The 21,378-nt window shown below is 66.3% G+C and carries 15 protein-coding genes and 1 tRNA gene; 8 read left to right on the top strand and 8 right to left on the bottom strand.

Annotated features, from left to right (window positions below; all coding sequences use genetic code 11):
• Positions 1-32 precede the first annotated feature (32 nt).
• Both R5H19_RS05380 and bla read left to right on the top strand, forming a co-directional pair.
• Entirely contained in the window at positions 33-1,202 is a 1,170-nt protein-coding gene (locus R5H19_RS05380) for a P1 family peptidase (protein WP_318157919.1), read from the top strand.
• Between the two features lie 94 nt (positions 1,203-1,296).
• Complete coding sequence (gene bla, locus R5H19_RS05385) at positions 1,297-2,301, top strand: class A beta-lactamase (protein ID WP_318157920.1); 1,005 nt, start codon at positions 1,297-1,299, stop codon at positions 2,299-2,301.
• 15 nt (positions 2,302-2,316) lie between these two features.
• Here bla and R5H19_RS05390 read toward each other — a convergent pair whose 3' ends face one another.
• A complete protein-coding gene (locus R5H19_RS05390) occupies positions 2,317-3,402 on the bottom strand; it encodes a LuxR C-terminal-related transcriptional regulator (protein WP_318157921.1) in 1,086 nt (361 codons plus the stop codon).
• Positions 3,403-3,549: 147 nt separating this feature from the next.
• On the opposite strand from R5H19_RS05390, the gene R5H19_RS05395 reads away from it, so the two are divergent.
• The 3 genes from R5H19_RS05395 to R5H19_RS05405 are packed head-to-tail and all read left to right on the top strand — an operon-like array spanning position 3,550 to position 6,949.
• On the top strand, positions 3,550-4,572 hold the full coding sequence (locus R5H19_RS05395; RefSeq protein ID WP_318157922.1) for a DUF1611 domain-containing protein: 1,023 nt from the start codon (positions 3,550-3,552) through the stop codon (positions 4,570-4,572).
• Between the two features lie 10 nt (positions 4,573-4,582).
• Positions 4,583-5,566 carry an N-acetyl-D-Glu racemase DgcA gene (gene dgcA / locus R5H19_RS05400; protein WP_318157923.1) on the top strand — a complete coding sequence of 328 codons (984 nt, stop codon included), beginning with the start codon at positions 4,583-4,585 and terminating at the stop codon, positions 5,564-5,566.
• 60 nt (positions 5,567-5,626) lie between these two features.
• The gene (locus R5H19_RS05405) at positions 5,627-6,949 is read left to right on the top strand and encodes a dicarboxylate/amino acid:cation symporter (protein WP_318157924.1); all 1,323 of its coding nucleotides are present in this window, start codon (positions 5,627-5,629) and stop codon (positions 6,947-6,949) included.
• 155 nt (positions 6,950-7,104) lie between these two features.
• Here the strand turns inward: R5H19_RS05405 and R5H19_RS05410 are convergent, their stop codons facing one another.
• Together R5H19_RS05410 and R5H19_RS05415 are read right to left on the bottom strand one after the other, a co-directional pair.
• On the bottom strand, positions 7,105-8,568 hold the full coding sequence (locus R5H19_RS05410; protein ID WP_318157925.1) for a serine hydrolase: 1,464 nt from the start codon (positions 8,566-8,568) through the stop codon (positions 7,105-7,107).
• Between the two features lie 961 nt (positions 8,569-9,529).
• Positions 9,530-9,604 (bottom strand) — tRNA-Val (locus R5H19_RS05415).
• Positions 9,605-9,730: 126 nt separating this feature from the next.
• Here R5H19_RS05415 and R5H19_RS05420 point away from each other — a divergent pair.
• Positions 9,731-10,072 carry a lipid-A-disaccharide synthase N-terminal domain-containing protein gene (locus tag R5H19_RS05420; protein WP_318157926.1) on the top strand — a complete coding sequence of 114 codons (342 nt, stop codon included), beginning with the start codon at positions 9,731-9,733 and terminating at the stop codon, positions 10,070-10,072.
• Positions 10,073-10,130: 58 nt separating this feature from the next.
• Here R5H19_RS05420 and metH read toward each other — a convergent pair whose 3' ends face one another.
• The 3 genes from metH to R5H19_RS05435 are packed head-to-tail and all read right to left on the bottom strand — an operon-like array spanning position 10,131 to position 14,869.
• Positions 10,131-12,830, bottom strand: a complete 2,700-nt coding sequence (metH, locus tag R5H19_RS05425; RefSeq protein ID WP_318157927.1) for a methionine synthase — start codon at positions 12,828-12,830, stop codon at positions 10,131-10,133.
• On the bottom strand, positions 12,827-13,906 hold the full coding sequence (locus tag R5H19_RS05430; RefSeq protein ID WP_318157928.1) for a homocysteine S-methyltransferase family protein: 1,080 nt from the start codon (positions 13,904-13,906) through the stop codon (positions 12,827-12,829). The genes metH and R5H19_RS05430 overlap by 4 nt, the downstream gene beginning before the upstream one ends.
• A 33-nt stretch (positions 13,907-13,939) precedes the next feature.
• Complete coding sequence (locus R5H19_RS05435) at positions 13,940-14,869, bottom strand: metalloregulator ArsR/SmtB family transcription factor (protein ID WP_318157929.1); 930 nt, start codon at positions 14,867-14,869, stop codon at positions 13,940-13,942.
• Positions 14,870-15,001: 132 nt separating this feature from the next.
• Between R5H19_RS05435 and R5H19_RS05440 the strand changes: the two genes are divergently transcribed.
• Positions 15,002-16,162: an acyl-CoA dehydrogenase family protein gene (locus tag R5H19_RS05440; protein ID WP_318157930.1), complete on the top strand. Its 1,161-nt coding sequence runs from the start codon at positions 15,002-15,004 to the stop codon at positions 16,160-16,162.
• A gap of 186 nt (positions 16,163-16,348) precedes the next feature.
• On the opposite strand, the gene R5H19_RS05445 is transcribed toward R5H19_RS05440, so the two are convergent.
• Complete coding sequence (locus R5H19_RS05445) at positions 16,349-19,516, bottom strand: multidrug efflux RND transporter permease subunit (RefSeq protein ID WP_318157931.1); 3,168 nt, start codon at positions 19,514-19,516, stop codon at positions 16,349-16,351.
• A 13-nt stretch (positions 19,517-19,529) separates the two neighbouring features.
• Entirely contained in the window at positions 19,530-20,720 is a 1,191-nt protein-coding gene (locus R5H19_RS05450) for an efflux RND transporter periplasmic adaptor subunit (RefSeq protein ID WP_318157932.1), read from the bottom strand.
• A gap of 245 nt (positions 20,721-20,965) precedes the next feature.
• On the opposite strand from R5H19_RS05450, the gene R5H19_RS05455 reads away from it, so the two are divergent.
• Entirely contained in the window at positions 20,966-21,241 is a 276-nt protein-coding gene (locus R5H19_RS05455; RefSeq protein WP_318157933.1) for a hypothetical protein, read from the top strand.
• The last annotated feature ends 137 nt before the right edge of the window (positions 21,242-21,378 follow it).

A 21,378-nucleotide genomic window follows, 5' to 3' on the forward strand; every position in this document is an offset into this window, starting at 1 on the left:
TGTCGCCATAGCGTGGAACGGAGTAGTGAACGATGAAATCCTGGTCTGCCTGGCTGTTGCTTTTCGCTGCTGCCAACGCGCTGGCGTCGAACGCCGCGATCGAGCAGCGCCCGCGCGCGCGCGACGTCGGCGTGGTCATCGGCACGATGGCGCCAGGACCGCGCAATGCGATCACGGATGTCGACGGTGTCGCCGTCGGCCATGCCACCATGATCGAGGGCACCCGCCTGCACACCGGCGTGACGGCGATCCTGCCGCACGCCGGCAACCTGTATCGCCAGCGCGTGCCTGCCGCGATCGTGGTCGGCAACGGCTTCGGCAAGCTGGCCGGCATCACCCAGGTGCAGGAACTCGGCGAAATCGAGACGCCGATCCTGCTGACCGGCACGTTGAGCACCTGGAAGGTCGCCGACGCCGCCGTGGATTGGCTGTTGCGCCAGCCGGGCATGGAGAACGTGCGCTCGATCAACCCGGTGATCGGCGAAACCAACGACGGCTACCTCAGCGACATCCGCGCGCGCCCGCTGACGCCGGCGCTGGTCGAACAAGCCTTGACCCGGGCCTCGCACGATGACGTGCAAGAGGGCGACGTCGGCGCGGGTGCAGGCACGGTCACCTTCGGCTGGAAGGGCGGCATCGGCACCAGTTCGCGCAGGCTCGGCGCCGAAGACGGCGGCTACACGGTCGGCGTGTTGGTGCAAAGCAACTTCGGCGGGCAGCTGACCATCGCCGGGGTGCCGGTGTGGAAGCATCTGCCCGATCCCGCTGCCTACGCGCACAGCCTGACGCCGCCGCCGAGTACCGGCGATGGCAGCATCATGATGGTGGTGGCCACCGACGCGCCGCTGGATGCGGCCAACCTGCAGCGGCTGGCACGGCGTGCGCTGGTCGGGCTGGCGCGCACCGGTTCGGACATGTCGAATGGTTCGGGCGATTACGTGATCGCTTTTTCCACCGCGAAGGAAAACCTGCGCAACCCGGACGTAGCGGTGCAACCGGCGCGCAGCGTGGCCGGCGAAGCGATGTCGCCGCTATTCCAGGCCACCGCCGAGGCGACCGAGGAAGCCATCGTCAACTCGCTGTTCCGCGCGCATACCGTGCACGGCCATCGCGGCACCGCCGCGGCGCTGCCGCTGCCGCCGGTGCTGGATGCGCTGAAGCGGGCAGGGGTTTTGCAGGCGGCACGATCCAAGGCGCGCTGAACCAGGGCGACACCGGGCAAGCATTCAGGGGAGAGAAAACACCATGCATGAAACCATCTCGTCGGCACGGCGGCCTCCGGCCCGTATCCATCTCATGGCAGCGGCAGCGCTGGCGGCGTGCCTGGCGCTGCTGCCCGCTGCCGGCACCCTCGCCACCGGCACGGCACCCCCCCAGGCCGAGGGCCTGCAGCGCGAACTGGATCGCCTGGCATCGTCGCTGGACGGTTCGGTGGGCGTGTATGCGCTGGATTTGCGCAGCGGCCGCAGCGCCAGTGTGAACCCGGACACCGGCTTTCCGATGGCCAGCACGGTCAAGCTGCCGGTGGCCGTGCACATCCTGCGGCTGGTCGACGAGGGGCGGCTGGACCTGCACCAGCCGGTGCAGTTGAAGGAGGGCGACATCTACCCGGAAATGGGCGGCCCGATGGATATCCATCTCACGCCCGGTTCGGCGATCACCGTGCGCGACCTGCTGCACATGATGCTGACGGTCAGCGACAACAATGCCACCGACATCCTGATTCGCCTGGGTGGCGGCGTGCAGGCGGTGGACGAGCGCATGCGCGCGCTGGGCATTCGCGGCATCCGCGTGGACCGCTACATCTGGGAAATGCTGGCGCACTTCTACGGCGACCCGGACGCATCCGCCCGGCGTCCGCTGGGGCCGGCGGAGTATGCCCGGCTGGCATCCGCGAAGCGGGGCGAGGCGGACTACCGGCGCGACAAGGGCATCTACAACGCCGACCCCCGCGACACCAGCACGCCGGCGGGCATGGCATCGTTGCTGGCGCTGGTCTGGGAGGGCAAGGCGCTCAAGCCGGAAACGACCGCCGTGCTCAAGTCGATCCTGCTCGCCTGCCGCACCGGCCAGTCGCGGCTCAAGGGCATGCTGACGGAAGGCACGCCGGTGGCGCACAAGACCGGGTCGGTGGCCGACGTGGCCAACGACGTCGGCGTGATCACGTTGCCCGACGGCGCGGGAGAGGTCGTGGTGACGGTGTTCGTGGTTTCCGCACGGGACGGGGCCGCCAAGGACAAGACGATCGCGCAGTTGGCGCGCGCCGTGCACGACTACTTTCTGTTCGTGCCCGCTCCCTGAGGGCGCAAGCGCGTATCAGCTCAGCAACCGCGCCAGTTGCGTGCGGTTGTCGACGTCGAGCTTGCGGAAGATCGAGCTGATCTGGCTTTCCACCGTCTTGCGCGAACGGCACAGCTTCTGTGCGATGGCATCGTTGCGCATGCCGGCGGCGACCAGGGTGGCGACCTTGCGTTCGCTCGGCGACAATTTTTTCAGCCATGGCGACTCGCTGGCGTCGAGCGCCGCCTGCGTCGCGACTTCCGGGGCGAGGATCAGCAGGTAGTACACCCGCCCGGATGAGGCATGCATCGCCGGGCTGATTTCCAGGTGCAGCCGCGGCACCGCACCGCGTGGATGTTCGACGTGGCAACTCAGCTTGTTTTCGAGTCCGCCGGGCAGGCCTTGCATCTGCACACGCAACGGCGCTTCGATGGCGCGCGGCAGATGTGCTTCGCTTTCCAGGTCGTCGCGCCAGTGCTGGAAAATCCGCCTGGCTTCCTGCGACATATACGACGGCGCCAGGTTTTCGTCGACGAACACGGTGGCGATGGGCAGACCGTAGAGCAGGGCCTCGAACGTTTGATTCCGCGCGCGATCGAGCTCCAGCGTGCGGATGCGTTGCAGGCTGGCGTCGAGCAGCGTGTACAAATCCATCAGGAATGTCAGCTCGCGCTCGGACAGCGCGGTGTGGCGGGCCAGAATGCGGATGCTCAGCACGGCTTCGAGCCGCGCGTCGTCCCAGAACGCGAGGTGGATGAACTCGCGCCAGCCAGCGGTCGGGTTTTGCGCCTTCAGGCGTTCGGCGGCCTGCGCGTCCTGAGACGCGATCTGCGAGAAGGTGTACCAGGGAATCTGCGGGTTCGCGTCAAGATACGGCGCGGCCACGTCGAGGCTGGTCACCAGTTGCGCCCCGCTGTCCCGGGACTCGGCCAGATGGTGCCAGCCCCGCTGCGGTTCGAAACCGTCGATGTCGAACATCAGGCTGCAGGAGTGGCAAGGCAGGGCCTTGCTGATCAGGGTCGAGCAGGACCGCCACAGCGCATCCATGTCCAGCGCCTTGACCAATGCTGCCCGGTCGCTCGCCATAACGTCGGTCGCGGGAACATGGAGGGTATCGATCATCGTCATGATCGCTTTTTAGCATTGGCCCTACAGGGCAGCAAGGGAGCACCAGACGCGATGCCGGCAACAGCGAATCCGGGTTTCTTCTGATTCGCCGCGATGCGGGGCATGCTGCAATAACGCAAGCACGACAACGGAGAAACGTTCGTGAGTCAGTCCGTCAACACGGTCACTCTGCGCAAACCCTATTTGCTGTTCCTCGGTGAGGAAACCAACCCGCTGAAAGCCAAGACCGCGTTCGGCCTGCGCGACTGGGTGCCGGAAAGCTGCATCGGTCAGATGCATATGCCGGGCGGCCATGTCGATCTCGGTTTGCCGGAGCTTGATCCGTCAAGCGCCTCGGCCGCCGGCGCGCGCTCGTTGCTGATCGGCGTCACGCCAGTGGGCGGGCGGATTCCGTCACATTGGGCGCAAGCCCTGTTGGCTGCAGTGCAGGCCGGGCTGGACATCGTCAGCGGCCTGCATACGCCGCTGGAATCGGTGCCGGGGCTGCGGCAGGCGGCGGAACAGGCCGGCGTGGCGCTGATTGACGTGCGCCGGCCGCCGGCGAATTTGCCGCGCGCCACCGGCAAGCGTCGCCGTGGCAAGCGCGCGGCGATGGTCGGTACCGATTGCGCACTGGGCAAGAAATACACCGCGCTGGCGCTGGCCAAGGCCATGCAGACGCAGGGCATCGACGCCGATTTCCGCGCCACCGGCCAGACCGGCATCATGATTGCGGGGGCGGGCATTGCGATCGACGCGGTGATTGCCGACTTCATTGCCGGCGCCGCCGAATGCATTTCGCCGGAGGCGGCACCCGACCATTGGGACCTGATCGAGGGGCAGGGCTCGATCTACCATCCGGCGTATGCCGGCGTGACCCTGGGCCTGTTGCACGGCTCGCAGCCGGATGCGCTGATCCTGTGCCATGACCCGTCACGCACGCATCTGGTCAGCTGGCCGGACTTTTCGCTGCCGAGCCTGCAGGAAGCCCGGCAGCTCTACTTGCACATCGCGCGCCTGACCAATCCCGATGTACGCGTGGCGGCCGTCAGCCTGAATACCTCGGCGTTGGACGATGCGGCGGCCCACGAAGCGCTGGCCCGGGCCGAACGCGAACTCGGCGTGCCGGCGTTCGATCCGATGCGCACGCCGCTCGATCGCGCCGTCGCTTCATTGCTGGGTTGAGGCGGCGATCATGGCGCGGAAACTGCTGGCCCGGGCGCATGCGTGGAAGCTGAAAGAGCCGTTCGCGATATCGCGCGGCGTGCGCAGCGAGGCACATGTGGTCATCGTCGAGTTGCACGAGAACGGCACGGTCGGCCGCGGCGAAGCCTGCGGCGTGCCTTATCACGGAGAAACCCCGCAGACGATGCTGGTGCAGATCGAACAGGTGCGCTCCGCCATCGAGGCCGGCTGCGACCGTCGCGAGCTGCTTGAGGTGCTGCCGGCGGGCGGCGCGCGCCATGCCGTGGATGCGGCGCTGTGGGATCTGGAAGCGAAACGGACCGGTGTGCCGGTATGGCAGCGCGCCGCCGCACCACGCTGGGAGCCCGTCGAAAGTGCTGTCACCGTTTCCATCCGCGACCTGGATGCCTACGAAGCGGCAGCGCGTGAACGCGCCGGGTTTGCGTGGCTGAAGGTCAAGGTCGGGCGCGGTTCGCCGTATGCCGCCATTGCCGCGGTGCGCCGCGGTGCACCGCACGCGCGGCTGATCGTCGATGCGAACCAGGCGTGGACGATCGAGGAGCTGCGCGAGTACACGCAGCAACTGCACCCCCTGCGCGTGGATCTGCTCGAGCAGCCGTTGGCTGCCGGCGCCGATGCCGGCTTGGCGGGCTATGCGAGTCCGATTCCCTTGTGTGCCGACGAATCGCTGTCCACGCAAAGCGACTTGCCTGGCCTGGTCGGTCGCTACCAGTTCATCAACATCAAGCTGGACAAGGTCGGCGGCCTGACGGCCGGGCTGGAGCTGGCCTGTGCGGCGCGTGCGGCCGGCTTCCGCCTCATGGTGGGTTGCATGCTCGGTGGTTCGGTCTCGGTGGCGCCGGGCATGGTGCTGGCCCAGCAATGCGACGTCTGCGATCTCGACGGCCCATGGCTGCAGGCCGAGGACTGGCCGCACGGCATCGTTTACCGGGACGGGCGCATGGCCCTGCCCGAGCCGGCACTGTGGGGATGACAGCATCTGTCGGCCACGCTGACGAGCTTTCGCGCCTTCGACACGAGAGAAATCCTCGCCATGTATAGAGCACCCACCTCGAAGAAGTCTGGCCTGCCTCTGCACCTGAAGGTGGCGCTCGGTTTCGCGTTCGGCGTGGGATTCGGCCTGATCGTGCATTTCCTCGCGCCTGGTGCGGACTGGGTGCAGACGGTCATCCACTACGCCGCGCGACCCTTCGGCACGATCTTCCTCAACCTGCTTTTCATGATGGTGGTGCCGCTGATCTTCTCGGCACTGGTGCTTGGCGTGGCCGAACTCGGCGACGTTGCCACCCTCGGTCGGCTCGGGGGGCGTACCCTGGCCTACACCGCCGCCGTCACCGGTATCGCGGTGATGATTGGCCTGGTGATGACCAACCTGTTCCAGCCTGGCACGCACATGGATCCGGCACTGGTGCAGCAGGCGCTGAGCAGCAACGCGGGCAACGCGGAGGCCATCGTCGAGAAAGGCCGGACGCTCGACATCGTCGATATGCTCGTCGACATCGTTCCCCACAATATCGTCGGTGCGATGGGTGACGACAGCAAGAAGCTCGGCATCGTGTTCTTTGCGTTGATGTTCGGCATTGGCCTGGTGATGAAGCCTACGCCGGGTACCCTGGCGCTCAAGAGTGCCCTGCAAGGCGTGTTCGAGGTCAGCATGCACTTGATCGGCCTGTTCGTGAAGCTGGTGCCCTACGCCGTGGCCTGCTTCATGTTCATCCTGTGCGCACAGATGGGTTGGGGCGTGCTGGTTGGCCTGGGCTGGTACGTCGTCACCGTGTTGCTCGCGCTGGTGATCCATGCTTTCGTGGTGTTGCCGCTGTGGGTGAAATTCATGGGCGGCATGAGGCCGCGGGATTTCTTTCGCGGCAGCCAGGAGGCCTTGCTGACCGCGTTCGCCACCGCTTCGTCGGCGGCGGCGTTGCCGGTGACGCTGCGTGTGGCCGAGGATCATCTGAAGCTGCCGCGCAAGGTGTCGCGCTTCGTGCTCACGGTCGGTGCGTCGGCCAATCACCACGGCTCGGCGTTGTTCGAAGGTGTCACCGTGCTGTTCCTGGCGCAGGTTTACGATATGCATCTGCCGCTGGGCGAGCAGATCCTGGTGCTGGTCCTGTGCATTCTCGGCGGCATCGGTACCGCGAGCATTCCATCCGGTTCGCTGCCGGTGGTGGCGATGATCTGCGGCATCGTCGGCATCAAGCCGGAAGGGATCGGCATCATCCTCGGCGTCAACGCCCTGCTTGATATGTGCCGCACCTCACTCAATGTCGGCGGCGATCTGGCCATGGCGGTGGTGGTTTCCAGGCAAGGCGGCGGACAGGATGCGGAAAATGAAACGCTGGGCGATGCCGTAGGCTGAGCCGCGGAGTTGCGCGGTTGCGAGGCGAGTCGTCCCTGCGTTGGCCATGTTGTCGTGACCAGCCCGCAACGCCTCCGGTCTCTTCTCCATCGAAGCGGTGCCGTCCATGTTGGCCATGCCGATGGACGCCGCCTCGGCTGTCGCGTACCGGCGGACTATGGCTGCCGAAGTCTGTCCAACGACAGCTGCACGCTCTTGTTGTGCGGAGCCAGGGCAAGCGCCTTCTCAAAGCTCATGAAGGCCTGGTCGCGCTTGCCGGCCTGCGCGTAGGCTTTGCCCAGGCTGGCCCAGGCATCCGCTGATCCGGCGTGCAATTCGCTGTTCTTCGCCAGCACGGCGATGGCATCGTCGTAGCGCTTCTGATCGAGCAGCAGCGCACCGGTCGAATCCAGGCTCATTTCGGAAATGGCCCCTGCGGCCAGTTCGGCGGCGTGCAGATTCAGCGCTTCCGCACCGTGACGCAGGGCATCGAACATGAAATGCATGCCGGGCGAGTCGTAGCTGTCGTAGCCCAGCCAGGGCAGTGCCGGTTGGCTGGCGCCGATGGCATCGCGGATCAGCACGGGCGCGATCGCCAAGCCATTCTGGCTGTTGCTGAAATAGACCACGGCGTTACGCCGCTTCAGGTCGACCGAGACAAAGGCCTTGTAGAAGTCGTTGTCGCCCCAGTGCCAGAGATAGGTGCCGGAAGGCAGCGCCTCGATGCCCCAGCCCAGGCCCCAGAAGAGGGTCTTTGACAGCTCTTTCGGGGCGTGCTGAGTGCAATAGGTGCAGCTGGGATCCACGGCGATCTGGGCCGTTTCCATCGCCCGCAAGGTCGCCGGTTTCAAGCCGTGGCCGTTGAGGATCGCCTGCACGAAGAGCGCATAGTCGTACGCTGTCGTCTGCAGACTGTAGGCCGCGTTGCCGGTGCTGAGGTAAGGAGGGTGCGCCACTCCTGCGGCATCGTAGCCGTTGGCAACGTTGGGGCCGAGCTGGGAAACGAAGGTCGAACGCTGCATGCCGAGCGGGGCAAATACCCGCTGCGCCATGATCTCGCTCAATGGCTTGTGCTCCAGGTGCTCGATCGTCTTCTGCAGGTAGGCGTAACCCTCCCCGGAATAACTGAAACGCTCACCTGGCGTGAAATGGATCTCGAGCGGGCCGCCGTCCGGTCGCCAGTCCGGGAACCCTGCGCGATGGCTCAGGGCCATGCGTGCCGTGATCTTCGCCTGCCTCGGATCGTCGGTGATTCGCTCGGGCCAGTACTGGACCAGGGGAGTATCGAGATCGAGCTTGCCTTCATCGACCAGCTGCAGCACGGCATAGGCGAAGATGGGCTTGCTGAGGGAGGCGGCGCTGAATTGGGTGTGCTCGGTCACCGGCGCCCGGGTTGCCGTGTCCACCGTGCCGAAGTTGTGCACCCACGCAATCTCTCCACGGCGGATCACGGCGATCGACAGTCCTGGAATCCGGGCTTGCTGCATCAGCCCGGGAATCTCTGCGGCCAGGGCTTGGGTGGTTTTCAGCGGAACCGTCTGCGGCGGGCTTGGCGATGTACACGCGATGCCGGTTGCAACCACGGAAAGCGCTGTCACGCGATACGCGGCCGTAATGAAAAGGCGGGTTATCGATATCAACGTAGTAGTCCTTGAGAAAGGAGGATTGCTGGCGACTTCTTCCTCGAACCGCAACAGTGCAGCAGTTGGCCATGGTGGACGGACAGGGCCGCCCGACAGCCACGCCGATGCTGGCGCAGGTGCCACCCATGTGCATCGGTAGAAACCCCTAATCCCTCCCCGCGGTCAGCCCAAGGGCGCCATGGATGGATCAACGGGTCCGGCAAGTGCTGTGTGAGAGTGCCCGCAGAATCGGGGTAAACCGGAAGGCCTGCCACCGATGCAAACCGCGCCGGTGCGGCGCGATTCCGGCATGCGCCCGACGTCAGGCTGCGGGCGCCGACGAAGCGGGCAACACAGATGGTGCCATGCTTCATGGAGCGGCGTTTTTGCGCCTGCGTTCCGAAATCAATTTCGGTACAAACATCCCTGCAACGAAAAAGGCCACCTCAAGGGTGGCCTAGGCCGTTGAATCTATGGGTGGGCGATGCAAGGATCGAACTTGTGACACCTGCCGTGTGAAGTGCCCGTTGCTACACGCACGCTGTGCACTTGATGGTGCGCAAACGACGAAACCGGCCGCGGGGCCGGTTTCTGGATTCGATGGTGGGCGGTACAAGGATCGAACTTGTGACACCTGCCGTGTGAAGTGCCCGTTGCTACACGCACGCTGCGCACTTGATGGTGCGCAAACGACGAAACCGGCCGCGAGGCCGGTTTCTGGATTCGATGGTGGGCGGTACAAGGATCGAACTTGTGACACCTGCCGTGTGAAGTGCCCGTTGCTACACGCACGCTGCGCACTTGATGGTGTGCAAACGACGAAACCGGCCGCGGGGCCGGTTTCTGGATTCGATGGTGGGCGGTACAAGGATCGAACTTGTGACACCTGCCGTGTGAAGTGCCCGTTGCTACACGCACGCTGCGCACTTGATGGTGCGCAAACGACGAAACCGGCCGCGAGGCCGGTTTCTGGATTCGATGGTGGGCGGTACAAGGATCGAACTTGTGACACCTGCCGTGTGAAGGCAGTGCTCTACCGCTGAGCTAACCGCCCACTGCGAGCGCGCAATTTTAGGGGCAGTCGCGGGGCGGGTCAATGCCTCGGGTGGGATCGGGATGCGCAGGGGCAGAGACGGGGGTTGCTAGACTTGCCTCCCCCCTACGTCAAAAGCGCACCGCCATGGAATTCCTCAGCGTTCATCTGGCCAGCATTCTCCGCGCCCTGCAGCAGTTCGAGCTGACGCCGTGGAAGGCCGTCGGCCTGCTCGGCTCGGTGATGTTCACCAGCCGCTGGTTCGTGCAGCTGTACTACACGCGCAAGCTGAAGCGGGTGGTGATGCCGCTGTCGTTCTGGTGGCTGTCGGTGTGCGGCAGCGCGCTGCTGCTGGCGTATTTCGTGATCGGCAAGAACGACTCGGTGGGCATCATCTCGAACTTCTTCCCCGCCTTCGTCTCGGTCTACAACCTGGTGGTGCACCTGCGCCACCGCAAGAACAGCCTCACCGGCGACGCCACCGTGTGAGTTGGCGCAGGCGGGCACTGCCCGCTGTTCTCGCCGCGGGGCAAGGGCAGGCGGGCGGTCAGTCTGGGTCGTAGTCGAGGTTCGAGGCGAGCCAGCGTTCCGCTTCGGCCAGCGTCCAGCCCTTGCGGCGGGCATAATCGGTGACCTGATCCCTGCCGAGCCGACCGACCACGAAGTACTGGCTGCCCGGATGGGAGAAATACCAGCCGGAGACGGCCGCCGCGGGATACATCGAGAAACCTTCGGTGAGCTCGATGCCGGTGTTGGCGGTGACGTCCAGCAGCTTGAACAGGGTGGCCTTCTCGGTGTGGTCGGGGCAGGCGGGGTAGCCGGGGGCGGGGCGCACGCCCCGGTACTGCTCGGCGATCAGTGCATCGTTGCCGAGGCTCTCGTCGGGCACGAAGCCCCAGAACTCCTTGCGCACGCGCTGGTGCATGCGTTCGGCGAAGGATTCGGCGAGGCGGTCGGCCAGGGCTTTCAGGATGATCGCGGAGTAGTCGTCGTGGTCGGCGTGGAAGAGCTCCAGATGCGGCTCGATGCCCAGGCCCGCGGTGACGGCGAAGCCGCCGATCCAGTCGGGTTTGCCGAACTCCTTCGGTGCGATGAAGTCGGCCAGGCACAGATTGGGGCGTTCCACCGGCTTGTCGGCCTGCTGGCGCAGGTGGTGCAGCGTGGCCAGCGGCGTCGTGCGGGAGTCGTCGGTGTAGATCTCCACGTCGTCGATGCGGTTGGCGGCGGGCCAGAAGCCGATCACGGCGCGGGCCTTCAGCCACTTCTCCTCGACGATCCTGTCCAGCATGGCCTGCGCGTCGGCGAACAGTTCGCTGGCCTGCGTGCCGACCACGGCGTCGGTGAGGATGGCGGGGTAGTGGCCGGCCAGCTCCCAGGCCTGGAAGAACGGCGTCCAGTCGATGGTTTCGCGCAGCTCGGCGAGGCTGTAGTCGTCGAACACGGTGAGGCCGGGCTTGGCGGGCTGCGGCGGGTCGTAACTGGCCCAATCGCAGCGGAAACGGTTGCCGCGCGCGTGCTCCAGCGTCACCAGTTTCTTGCCGGGGCCGCGGTGCCTGTGGCGCTCGCGCACTTCGGCGTATTCGCTGCGCACCTTGGCGAGGAAGCCGTCGACCAGCTCCTTGCTGACCAGCGACTGCGCCACGCCGACCGCGCGCGAGGCGTCCTTCACCCACACGCAGGCGGTTTCGTAGTGCGGCTCGATCTTGATCGCGGTGTGCGCGCGCGAGGTGGTGGCACCGCCGATCAGCAGCGGGATGCTGAAGCCGCGCCGCTTCATTTCCCTGGCGACGTGGGCCATCTCCTCCAGCGAAGGGGTGATCAGACCGGAGACGCCGATCATGTCGGCCTTCTCCTCGATGGCGGTGTCGAGGATCTTCTGTGCCGGCACCATCACGCCAAGGTCGATCACCTCGAAGTTGTTGCAGGCGAGCACCACGCCGACGATGTTCTTGCCGATGTCGTGCACGTCGCCCTTGACCGTGGCCATCACGATCTTGCCGTTGTTCTTGCTGGTGTTGCCGCTCTTCTTCTTTTCCTCCTCCATGAAGGGCAGCAGGTAGGCCACCGCCTTCTTCATCACGCGGGCGGATTTCACCACCTGCGGCAGGAACATCTTGCCGGCGCCGAACAGGTCGCCGACCACGTTCATGCCGTCCATCAGCGGGCCTTCGATCACGTCCAGCGTGCGCGTGACGGTCTGGCGCACTTCCTCGGTGTCCTCCACCACGAACTGGTCGATGCCGTGCACCAGCGCGTGTTCCAGCCGCTTGCGCACCGGCAGCTCGCGCCAGGCCAGCGCGTTGCCGGCGTCCTGTTCGCGCGCGCCCTTCTTGTGCTTCTCGGCAATTTCCATCAGCCGCTCGGTGGCATCGGCGCGGCGGTTCAGCACCACGTCTTCCACGCGCTCGCGCAGTTCGGGTTCCAGCTCGTCGTAGATTGCCAGCTGGCCGGCGTTGACGATGCCCATGTCCATGCCGGCCTGGATGGCGTGGTACAGGAACACGCTGTGGATCGCCTCGCGCACGGTGTCATTTCCGCGGAAGGAGAACGAGACGTTGGAGACGCCGCCGGAAAGGTGCGACAGCGGAAAGCGCTGCTTCAGCTCCTTGCACGCCTCGATGAAGTTCACCGCGTTGTCGGCGTGCTCCTCGATGCCGGTGGCGATCGGAAAGATGTTGGAGTCGAAGATGATGTCTTCGGGCGGGAAACCCACTTCCTCGGTGAGCAGCTTGTACGAGCGCTCGCAGATTTCCAGGCGGCGTGCCACGGTGTCGGCCTGGCCGTTCTCGTCGAAGGCCATCACCACGGTGGCGGCGCCGTAACGCAGGATTTTTCGCGCCTGTTCGAGGAACGGGCCTTCGCCTTCCTTCAGCGAGATGGAGTTGACCACGCCCTTGCCCTGCAGGCAGCGCAGGCCGGCCTCGATCACGCTCCACTTGGAAGAATCCACCATTACCGGGATCTTGGCGATGTCCGGTTCGGCGGCGATCAGGTTGAGGAACTTCACCATCGCCGCTTCGGAATCGAGCAGGCCCTCGTCCATGTTCACGTCGAGGATCTGCGCGCCGTTCTCCACCTGCTGGCGGGCGACTTCCACCGCTTCGTCGTAGCGGTCTTCCTTGATGAGTTTCTTGAACTTCGCCGAGCCGGTGACGTTGGTGCGCTCGCCGATGTTGACGAACAGCAGGTCGGGGGTGATGACCAGCGGCTCGAGGCCGGACAGGCGGGTGTGGTGGAGCGTGTTCATGCGGCATCCCGCACGGCGCCCGGCAGGGCGCGCGGGGGTACGCCGCGCACCGCCTCGGCGATCGCCTTGATGTGCGCCGGCGTGGTGCCGCAGCAGCCGCCGACCAGGTTGAGCAGGCCGTCGCGGGCGAAGCCTGCGATCACACCGGCCATCTGCTCGGGCGTCTCGTCGTACTCGGCGAACGCGTTCGGCAGGCCGGCGTTCGGATGGGTGCTGACGTAGCTCTCGGCCAGGTTCGCCAGGGTCTGGATGTGCGGTCGCAGGTCCTCGGCGCCGAGCGCGCAATTGAAGCCCACCGACAACGGCCGCGCGTGGCGTACCGAATAGTAGAACGCCTCCGCGGTCTGGCCGGACAGGGTGCGGCCGGAGCGGTCGGTGATGGTGCCGGAGATCATCACCGGCACCTGTGCGCCGCGCTGCTGGAACAGTTCGGAGAGCGCGAACAGCGCGGCCTTGGCGTTCAGCGTGTCGAAGATGGTCTCGACCATGATCACGTCGGCGCCGCCGTCGATCAGGCCGCTGGCGGCTTCGGTGTAGTTGTCCGCCAGCTCCTCGAAGCTGACGTTGCGGAAGCCGGGGTCGTTGACGTCGGGCGACAGCGAGGCGGTGCGGCTGGTCGGGCCGAGCACGCCGATCACGAAGCGCGGTTTTTCCGGTGTTTTCGCGGCCATCGCGTCGCAGGCGGCGCGGGCCAGCTTCGCGCCTTCGAGGTTCAGCTCGTGCGCCAGGTGCTGCAACTGGTAGTCGGCCTGGCTGATGCGGGTGGAGTTGAAGGTGTTGGTCTCGATCAAGTCGGCACCGGCTTCGAGATAGGCATCGTGCACGCTTCGGATGATCTCCGGGCGGGTCAGCGTGAGCAGGTCGTTGTTGCCCTTGAGGTCGCAGCCGGGATGGTCGTGTGCGTGCGCGTGGCCGTCGTGGCCTTCCCGGAAGCGTTCGCCGCGGAAGCCCTGCTCGTCCAGGCCGTGGGTTTGCAGCATGGTGCCCATGGCGCCGTCGAGGATCAGGATGCGCTGGCGCAGCGCCTGCTCCAGCAGGGCGACGCGCTCGGGGTGAAGCCAGGGGAGGGTACTCATCGAACTTCCTATGGTTGAGCGGTGCAACGGTGTTCAGGCGCTCTTGCGCGCCAGCAGGCTGATCACTTCGAAATGCGGTGCCTTGCGCTCGCGGCTGAGGCGGTTGCAGCTCAGCACGTCGAGCCCCGCGGTGCGCGCGTAGCGGTCGAGCTGCTCGTGGCTGAAGCCGAGGTTGCGGTGGTCGAACGGCGCCACCGCGGCGCGGTGGTCGTGCCGGCCGAGCGTGACGGCGAGCAGGCGGCCGCCGGGGCGCAGCACGCGCGCGGCCTCGGCCACGGCCTTGGCCGGGTGCTCGGCGTAGGTCAGCGCGTGCAGCATCAGCACCAGGTCGAAGCGTTGCGTACCCAGGTCGAGCGCGTGCATGTCGCCACGCACCACGCGCACGTTGGCAAACGCCTTCAGCCGCTTCGCCGCGGCCTCGACCACGCGCTCGCTGGAATCCACGCAGACGATCGAGTGCGCATGCGGCGCCAGCAGCTCGGCGGTGATGCCGTCGCCGGAGGCGATGTCGAGCACGTCGCCGGTTTCCAGCAACTGCAGCAGCGATCGGGCCAGCGTTTCCCAGGTGCGGCCCGGCGAGTAGTGGCGCTCCATGTCGCCGGCCACGGTGTCGGCCCAGCCTTCGGCGCGGGCGCGGTTGGCCAGCACGCCGGGCAGGCGCGCGGCATCCTCGCGCAGCAGCGCGTCGTCGATGCTGGCGCGCAGCGAAACCAGCAGGGCATGCTGCGCCTCGTCACCTTCGCTGTTGGCACGGTAATAGGCGGAGACGCCGGCGCGGCGGTCGCGCACCAGGCCGGCATCCTTCAGTTTGGCCAGATGGGTGGACACGCGCGGCTGTGCCAGGTGCAGCACCGCGGCCAGTTCGGCCACAGTGAGCTCTTCACCTTCGAGCAGGGCCAGCAGCCGCACGCGGGTAGGGTCGGCCAGCAGGCGCAGTACGCTGGAAGCGGTGGCCAGATCCATCGGTATCCCTGTATCGCGATACAAAGATGTACAGGCTAGGCCGCGCCTTGCCGTGCGTCAAGCGCGCGCCGGCGAGGCCGGCAGGCCATTTCCCGCTAAAATCGGCGGCTTGATTGCCTCAAGGAGCCGTCCGTGGATTTCCGATTTACCGAAGACCAGTTGTCGATCCAGTCGATTGCCCGAGACTTTGCGCAAAAGCGTATTGCGCCGGTGGCCGCCGAGCTGGACGCGAAGGGCGAGTTCCCGCTGGAGAACATCCGCGAAATGGGCAAGCTCGGCCTGATGGGCATCGAGGTGCCCGAGGCCTACGGCGGCGCCGGCATGGACCCGATCGCCTACGTGCTGGCGATGATCGAGATCGCCGCGGCCGATGCGGCCACGGCCACCGTGATGTCGGTGAACAACTCGCTGTTCTGCAACGGCATCCTCAAGCATGGCAACGAGGAGCAGAAGCAGAAGTACGTGCGCGCCATCGCCACCGGCGAGGCGATCGGCGCCTACGCGCTGACCGAGCCGCAGTCCGGTTCTGACGCCTCGGCCATGCACACCCGTGCGACGAAGAACGCCAACGGCGACTGGGTGATCAACGGCAAGAAGAGCTGGATCACTTCCGGCCCGGTGGCGCGCTACATCGTGCTGTTCGCCATCTCGACGCCGGGCATCGGCGCCAAGGGCGTGTCGGCCTTCATCATCGACACCCAACTGCCGGGCTTTCACGCCGGCAAGACCGAGCCCAAGCTCGGCATCCGCGCCTCGGCCACCTGCGAGATCGAGTTCACCGACTACGTCTGCCCGAAGGAAAACCTGCTCGGCGAAGAGGGCAAGGGCTTCTCCATCGCGATGGGCGTGCTCGACGCCGGCCGCATCGGCATCGCCTCGCAGGCGGTGGGCATCGCCCGCGCTGCGTACGAGGCGACCCTGCAGTGGTCGCGCGACCGCAAGGCGTTCGGCCAGCCGATCGGCAGCTTCCAGATGACCCAGTCGAAGATCGCCGACATGAAGTGCAAGCTGGACGCGGCGACCCTGCTGACCCTGCGCGCCGCCTGGACCAAGGGCGAGGCCGAGAAGCACGGCGGTCGTTTCGGTACCGAGGCGGCGGTGGCCAAGCTGACCGCGTCGGAGGCGGCGATGTGGATCGCCCACCAGGCGGTGCAGATCCACGGCGGCATGGGTTACTCGAAGGAAATGCCGCTGGAACGCTACTTCCGTGACGCCAAGATCACCGAGATCTACGAAGGCACCAGCGAGATCCAGCGAATGGTGATCGCGCGGGCGGAGACCGGCTTGCGTTGAAGAGCGGGAAGTGAATGGGGAGACCCGGGGAGTGAGATAAAGCCTGCACGTCTCGGTGCTCATTGAAGACTCGAACAAAAGGCCCCGGTTTGCGCCGGGGCCTTCTGCTTTCTGCTTCATGCCGGCGAGAAGGTGGGAAATTCGCGCCTTCTCCCACTCCTTTCCACCCGCTCGTCTGCTCTTGCCTCAGTGTCCGCGCTGCGGGTCGGAGTCGAACGTGTGCGGCCCCTCGATGCCCGGATGCTCGTGGCCGTCCAACTTGTCGCCGAGCAGGCGGCGCACCACCACGTAGAACACCGGGATCAGCAGCACGCCGAGGAAGGTGGCGAACAGCATGCCGCCGATCACGCCGGTGCCGATGGCGTGGCGGGAGTTGGCGCCGGCGCCGGTGGAGACGAACAGCGGGAACACGCCGAGGATGAAGGCCAGCGAGGTCATCAGGATCGGCCGCAGTCGCAGGCGGGCGGCGTCCACGGTGGCTTCGCGCAGGGTGCGCCCGGCCTTCTGCTCGGCCACCGCGAACTCCACGATCAGGATCGCGTTCTTCGCGGCCAGGCCGATCACCGTGATCAGGCCGATCTTGAAGAAGATGTCGTCGGGCAGGCCGCGCAGCATGGTGAACACCACCACGCCGAGCAGGCCCAGCGGCAGCACCAGCAGCACCGACACCGGGATCGACCAGCTCTCGTACAGCGCCGCCAGCGCCAGGAACACGATCATGATCGACAGCACCATCAGCAGCGTGGCGGCGTTGCCGGAGAGGATCTCCTGGTAGGACTGGCCGGTCCAGTCGAAGCCGAAGCCGTGCGGCAGGTCGTTCTCGACGATCTTCTGCATCTCGGCCATGGCCTGGCCCGAGGAAAGGCCCGGCGCAGGCGAGCCGACGATCTCCACCGCGGCGTAGCCGTTGTAGCGGGTCAGCGAGGGCGAGCCCATGTGCCAGTCGGCGCGCACCACGTTGGACAGCGGGATCATCTGCGGCGTGCCGGCAACCGTGGTCTGTGCGCTGGGCGTGAAGAAGTGCTGCAGCGCGTCCGGGCCCATGCGGTAGTCCGAATCGGCCTGCATGATCACGCGCTTCACGCGCCCGCCGTAGGTGAAGTCGTTCACGTAGACGGGGGCCAGCATCAGGCTGATCGCATTGTATATGTCGCCCACCGACAGACCCATCGACTGGGCCTGCACGCGGTCCACGCTAAGGTTCAGTTGCGGCGAATCCTCCAGCGCGTTCGGGCGTACGCCGGTCAGCGTCGGGTTCTGCGCGGCCTTGCCGAGCAGGGTGTTGCGCGCCTGGGTGAGCGCGTCGCGGCCCTCGCCGCTGCGGTCCTGCAGGTACATGTCGAAGCCGCCGAACTGGCCCAGACCCTGCACCGTGGGGATGTTCACCACGAAGATGCGTGCGTCCTTGATCTGGAACAGCGCCATGTTCGCGCGCTGGATGAAGTCGGCTGCGGTGCCCTTGCGCTCGGACCAGTCCTTGAGCTTGATGAAGGCCATGCCCGCGTTCTCGCCGGCGCCGATGAAGCTGAAGCCGGTCACCTGCAGCACGGTGTCGACCGCCGGATCCTTCTTCAGGATGTCCAGCATCTGGTGCATCACCGCGCTGGTGCGCTGCTTGGAGGCACCCGGCGGCAGCTGGATCACCGACATCGCATAACCCTGGTCCTCCTCGGGCAGGAAGCTGCCGGGCAGGCGGGTGTACAGGAAGCCGCCGAGCATCGCGATCAGCACGAACACCATCATCCAGCGCGGCGCGTGGTGCACCGCGCTGCCGACGTGGCCGGTGTAGGTGTGCGTGGTCCACTCGAAGAAGCGATTGAACGTGCGGAAAACGATGTTCTTCTTCTTGTGGTGCTCCGGCTGCAGGAAGCTGGCGCACAGCGCCGGCGTGAAGGAGAGCGCCAGGAACGCGGAGAACGCCATCGACATCGCGATGGTCAGCGCGAACTGCTTGTAGATGATGCCCGAGGCGCCCGGCTGCAGCGCCGAGGGCACGAACACCGCGGTCAGCACCACGGTGATCGCCACCACTGCGCCGGTGATCTGGCCCATGGCCTTGCGCGTGGCGTCCCGCGGCGACAGTCCCTCCTCGGTCATGATGCGTTCGACGTTCTCGATCACCACGATCGCGTCGTCCACCACGATGCCGATGGCCAGCACCATGCCGAACAGGGTCAGCTGGTTGATGGTGAAGCCGAGCACCAGCATGCCGAGGAAGGTGCCGAGCAGGGCCACCGGGATCACCAGGGTGGGAATGATGGTGGCGCGGATGTTCTGCAGGAACAGCAGCATCACCAGGAACACCAGGATGATCGCCTCGACCAGCGTGTGCACCACCTCGTCGATGGAGATCTTCACGAACGCGGTGCTGTCGTACGGGCTGAACCAGCTCACGCCCTGCGGGAAACTGGGCGCGATCTCGTCCATCTTGCCGCGCACTGCGGTGGCCACGTTCAGCGCGTTGGCGCCGGGCAGCAGCTGGATCGCGAACGCGCCGATCGGCTTGCCATCGACGGTGGTATCGAAGCCGTAGCTGCCCGGGCCGAAGCTGATCCGGGCCACGTCGCCGAGCTTGACCGTGGTGCCGTCGGCGTTCGCGCGCAGGATGATGTCGGCAAACTGCGCCGGCGTGGTGAAACGCCCTTCCGTGGACACCGTGGCGGTGAAGCCCTGGCCGGGCATGGCCGGGTCGGCACCGATCGAGCCGGCGGCGAACTGCACGTTCTGCGTCCTGATCGCGTCCAGCACCTGGCTGGCGGACAGACCGTAGCCCTGCAGCTTGTCCGGGTTCAGCCAGATACGCATGGCGTACTCGGAGCCGAACTGCTGGGTGCTGCCCACGCCGGGCACGCGCGAGATCTGGTCGAGTACCTGCGAGCCGACGATGTCGCCGAGGCGGTCGCGATCGATGTTCGGGTTGTCCGACTTCAGCGCCACCACCATCAGGAAGCCGGCGTTGGCCTTGGCCACCACCACGCCCTGCTGGATCACCTCCGAGGGCAGGCGCGGCGTGGCCAGCGCCACCTTGTTCTGCACCTGCACCTGGGCGATGTCCGGGTCGGTGCCGCTCTCGAAGGTCAGCGTGATGCTGGCGTGGCCGCTGGAGCTGGAGGATGAGCTGAAGTACAGCAGGTGGTCGATGCCGGTGAGCTGCTGCTCGATCACCTGGGTGACGGTCTTCTCGGTGGTGTCCGCGCTGGCGCCGGGGTAGGTGGCGCTCACCGTCACCGACGGCGGCGCGATGTTCGGGTACGACTCCACGCCCAGGTTGAGGATGGCCAGCACGCCGCCCAGCGAGATCAGGATAGCCACCACCCAGGCGAAGATCGGGCGGTCGATGAAGAAACTCGGCATGGTCTTCGCTCCGTTACCTGGCGTGCGCGGTGCTGCCGGGGGCGGCTGCCGCGGAGGCGCCGGCGACGGGCGCCGGGTGCCACGGGGTGGGTTTGGCCGGTGCGCCGACCTTCGCGTTCTGCACGCCCGACACCACCACCTGGTCGCCGGCCTGCAGGCCGGCGCTCACCACCCAGTCGCCGCCGGCCATGCCACCCAGGGTGACGTCCTTGCGCATCACCTTGTTGTCGGCGCCGATGGTCATCACGTAGGCGCCCGCGGTGTCGCGCAGCACTGCCTGCTGCGGGATCAGGAACACCTTGTGCTGCTGGCCGAGTTGCGCCTTGAGCGTCACGTACATGCCCGGCAGCAGGTTGTGCCGCGGGTTCGGCACCACGGCGCGCAGGTTGACCGCACCGGTGGCCGGGTTGACCGTGGTGTCGGAGAAGTCCAGTACGCCCGGTTCGCCGTAGGTGCTGCCGTCGGGCAGGGTGATCCGCACGCTGGCCTTGTCCGGCTCGGCCAGGGTGACGTTGCCGCTGCTCTGCGCCTGGCGCATCTGCTCGAGCGCATCCACGCTCAGGGTGAAGTTCACGTACAGCGGATCGATCTGGTCGACCGTGGTGAGCAGTGTGGCCTCGCCGTTGCCGACCAGCGCACCCTCGGTGACCTGCTGCTGGCCGGCGCGGCCGGCGATCGGCGCGGTGACGCTGGCGTAGCCGAGATTGATGCGCGCGGTCTGTACGTTGGCCTGTGCGGCCTGCACCGCGGCGGCGGCGCTGCGTTCGGCGGCGAGGGCGTTGTCCAGGTCGGACTTGGACACGTAGCCCTTGGGCGCCAGCTCGCGCACGCGAGCGGCGGTGACCTTGTTGTTGGTCCAGGTGGCCTGGGCCTGGGCCAGCGAGGCCTGGGCCGCACTCAGCGCGGCCTTCAGCGGCGCCGGGTCGATCTGGAACAGCAACTGGCCCTGCTTGACGTCGGTGCCCTCGTCGTAGACGCGCTTGAGCAGCACGCCGGCCACGCGGGCGCGCACGTCGGCGCTGCGGTAGGCCGACAGCCGGCCGACCAGGTCCTTGGTCAGCGGCGAGCTCTGCGGCTGTGCCTTGATCACGCCGACTTCCGGCGGTGGCATCTGCGGCGGCCCCTGCTCCTTGCCTTTGCCGCAGGCGGTCAGCACCAGCAGGCTCAGGCACAACAAGGGTGTGCTCAGTGATGAGGACTTCATGGGAGCTCCAGAACTTGCTCGAACGGGGATGGGGTGATGCCGGAGTGCGCCGCAGCATTGCCGTGAACGGGATACTGCATCGCGCTCCGTGTGTCCTGTGTCATAGGTTTGCCCGGAGGCGCGCGGCGGCCCGAAAACCGCGTTGCCATTCCGCAAGCACGCCATGCCAGGCGTGCCTGTCGACCAGACTATACCGGCCAGTTTACATTTTGTGCGTGCCGCGAATCCAGTCGTTGACAAGTGGCATGAGGGTGTGGGCGCACATTGGCGCAGGCCACGACGATGATGCAGTGCGGCTGCGGGATATTGCCGATCTCCGGGGTCGCGCGCGGCGTGGCGGACATCGGCGCGAGATCCACGCCTTGCCGGAAAAGACGCGTCGCGGCAGGCCCGGAACCATGCGTGCAGGAATGGTCGCGGCGGGCTGCGCGGCTGGATTCGCCTTCCTGCGCAGCGTATCCTTCCGAGGCTTTTTACCTGCCTTCCCGATCATCGTCTCCACCAATCAGAAGATGCCATGAATGCGACCCCTGCAGCGAACGACCCTTCCCTCCCGTCAGTAGTACTTGCAGAGTTGAAAAAGGGCGGTTTTACGCCCCAGCGCCTGAACGAGGCGCAGCTTTTCTGCGAGGCTTTCTTTGCACGCATCGGGGGCGGC

The organism is Rhodanobacter sp. KK11 (assembly GCF_033345435.1).
GTDB lineage: Bacteria > Pseudomonadota > Gammaproteobacteria > Xanthomonadales > Rhodanobacteraceae > Rhodanobacter.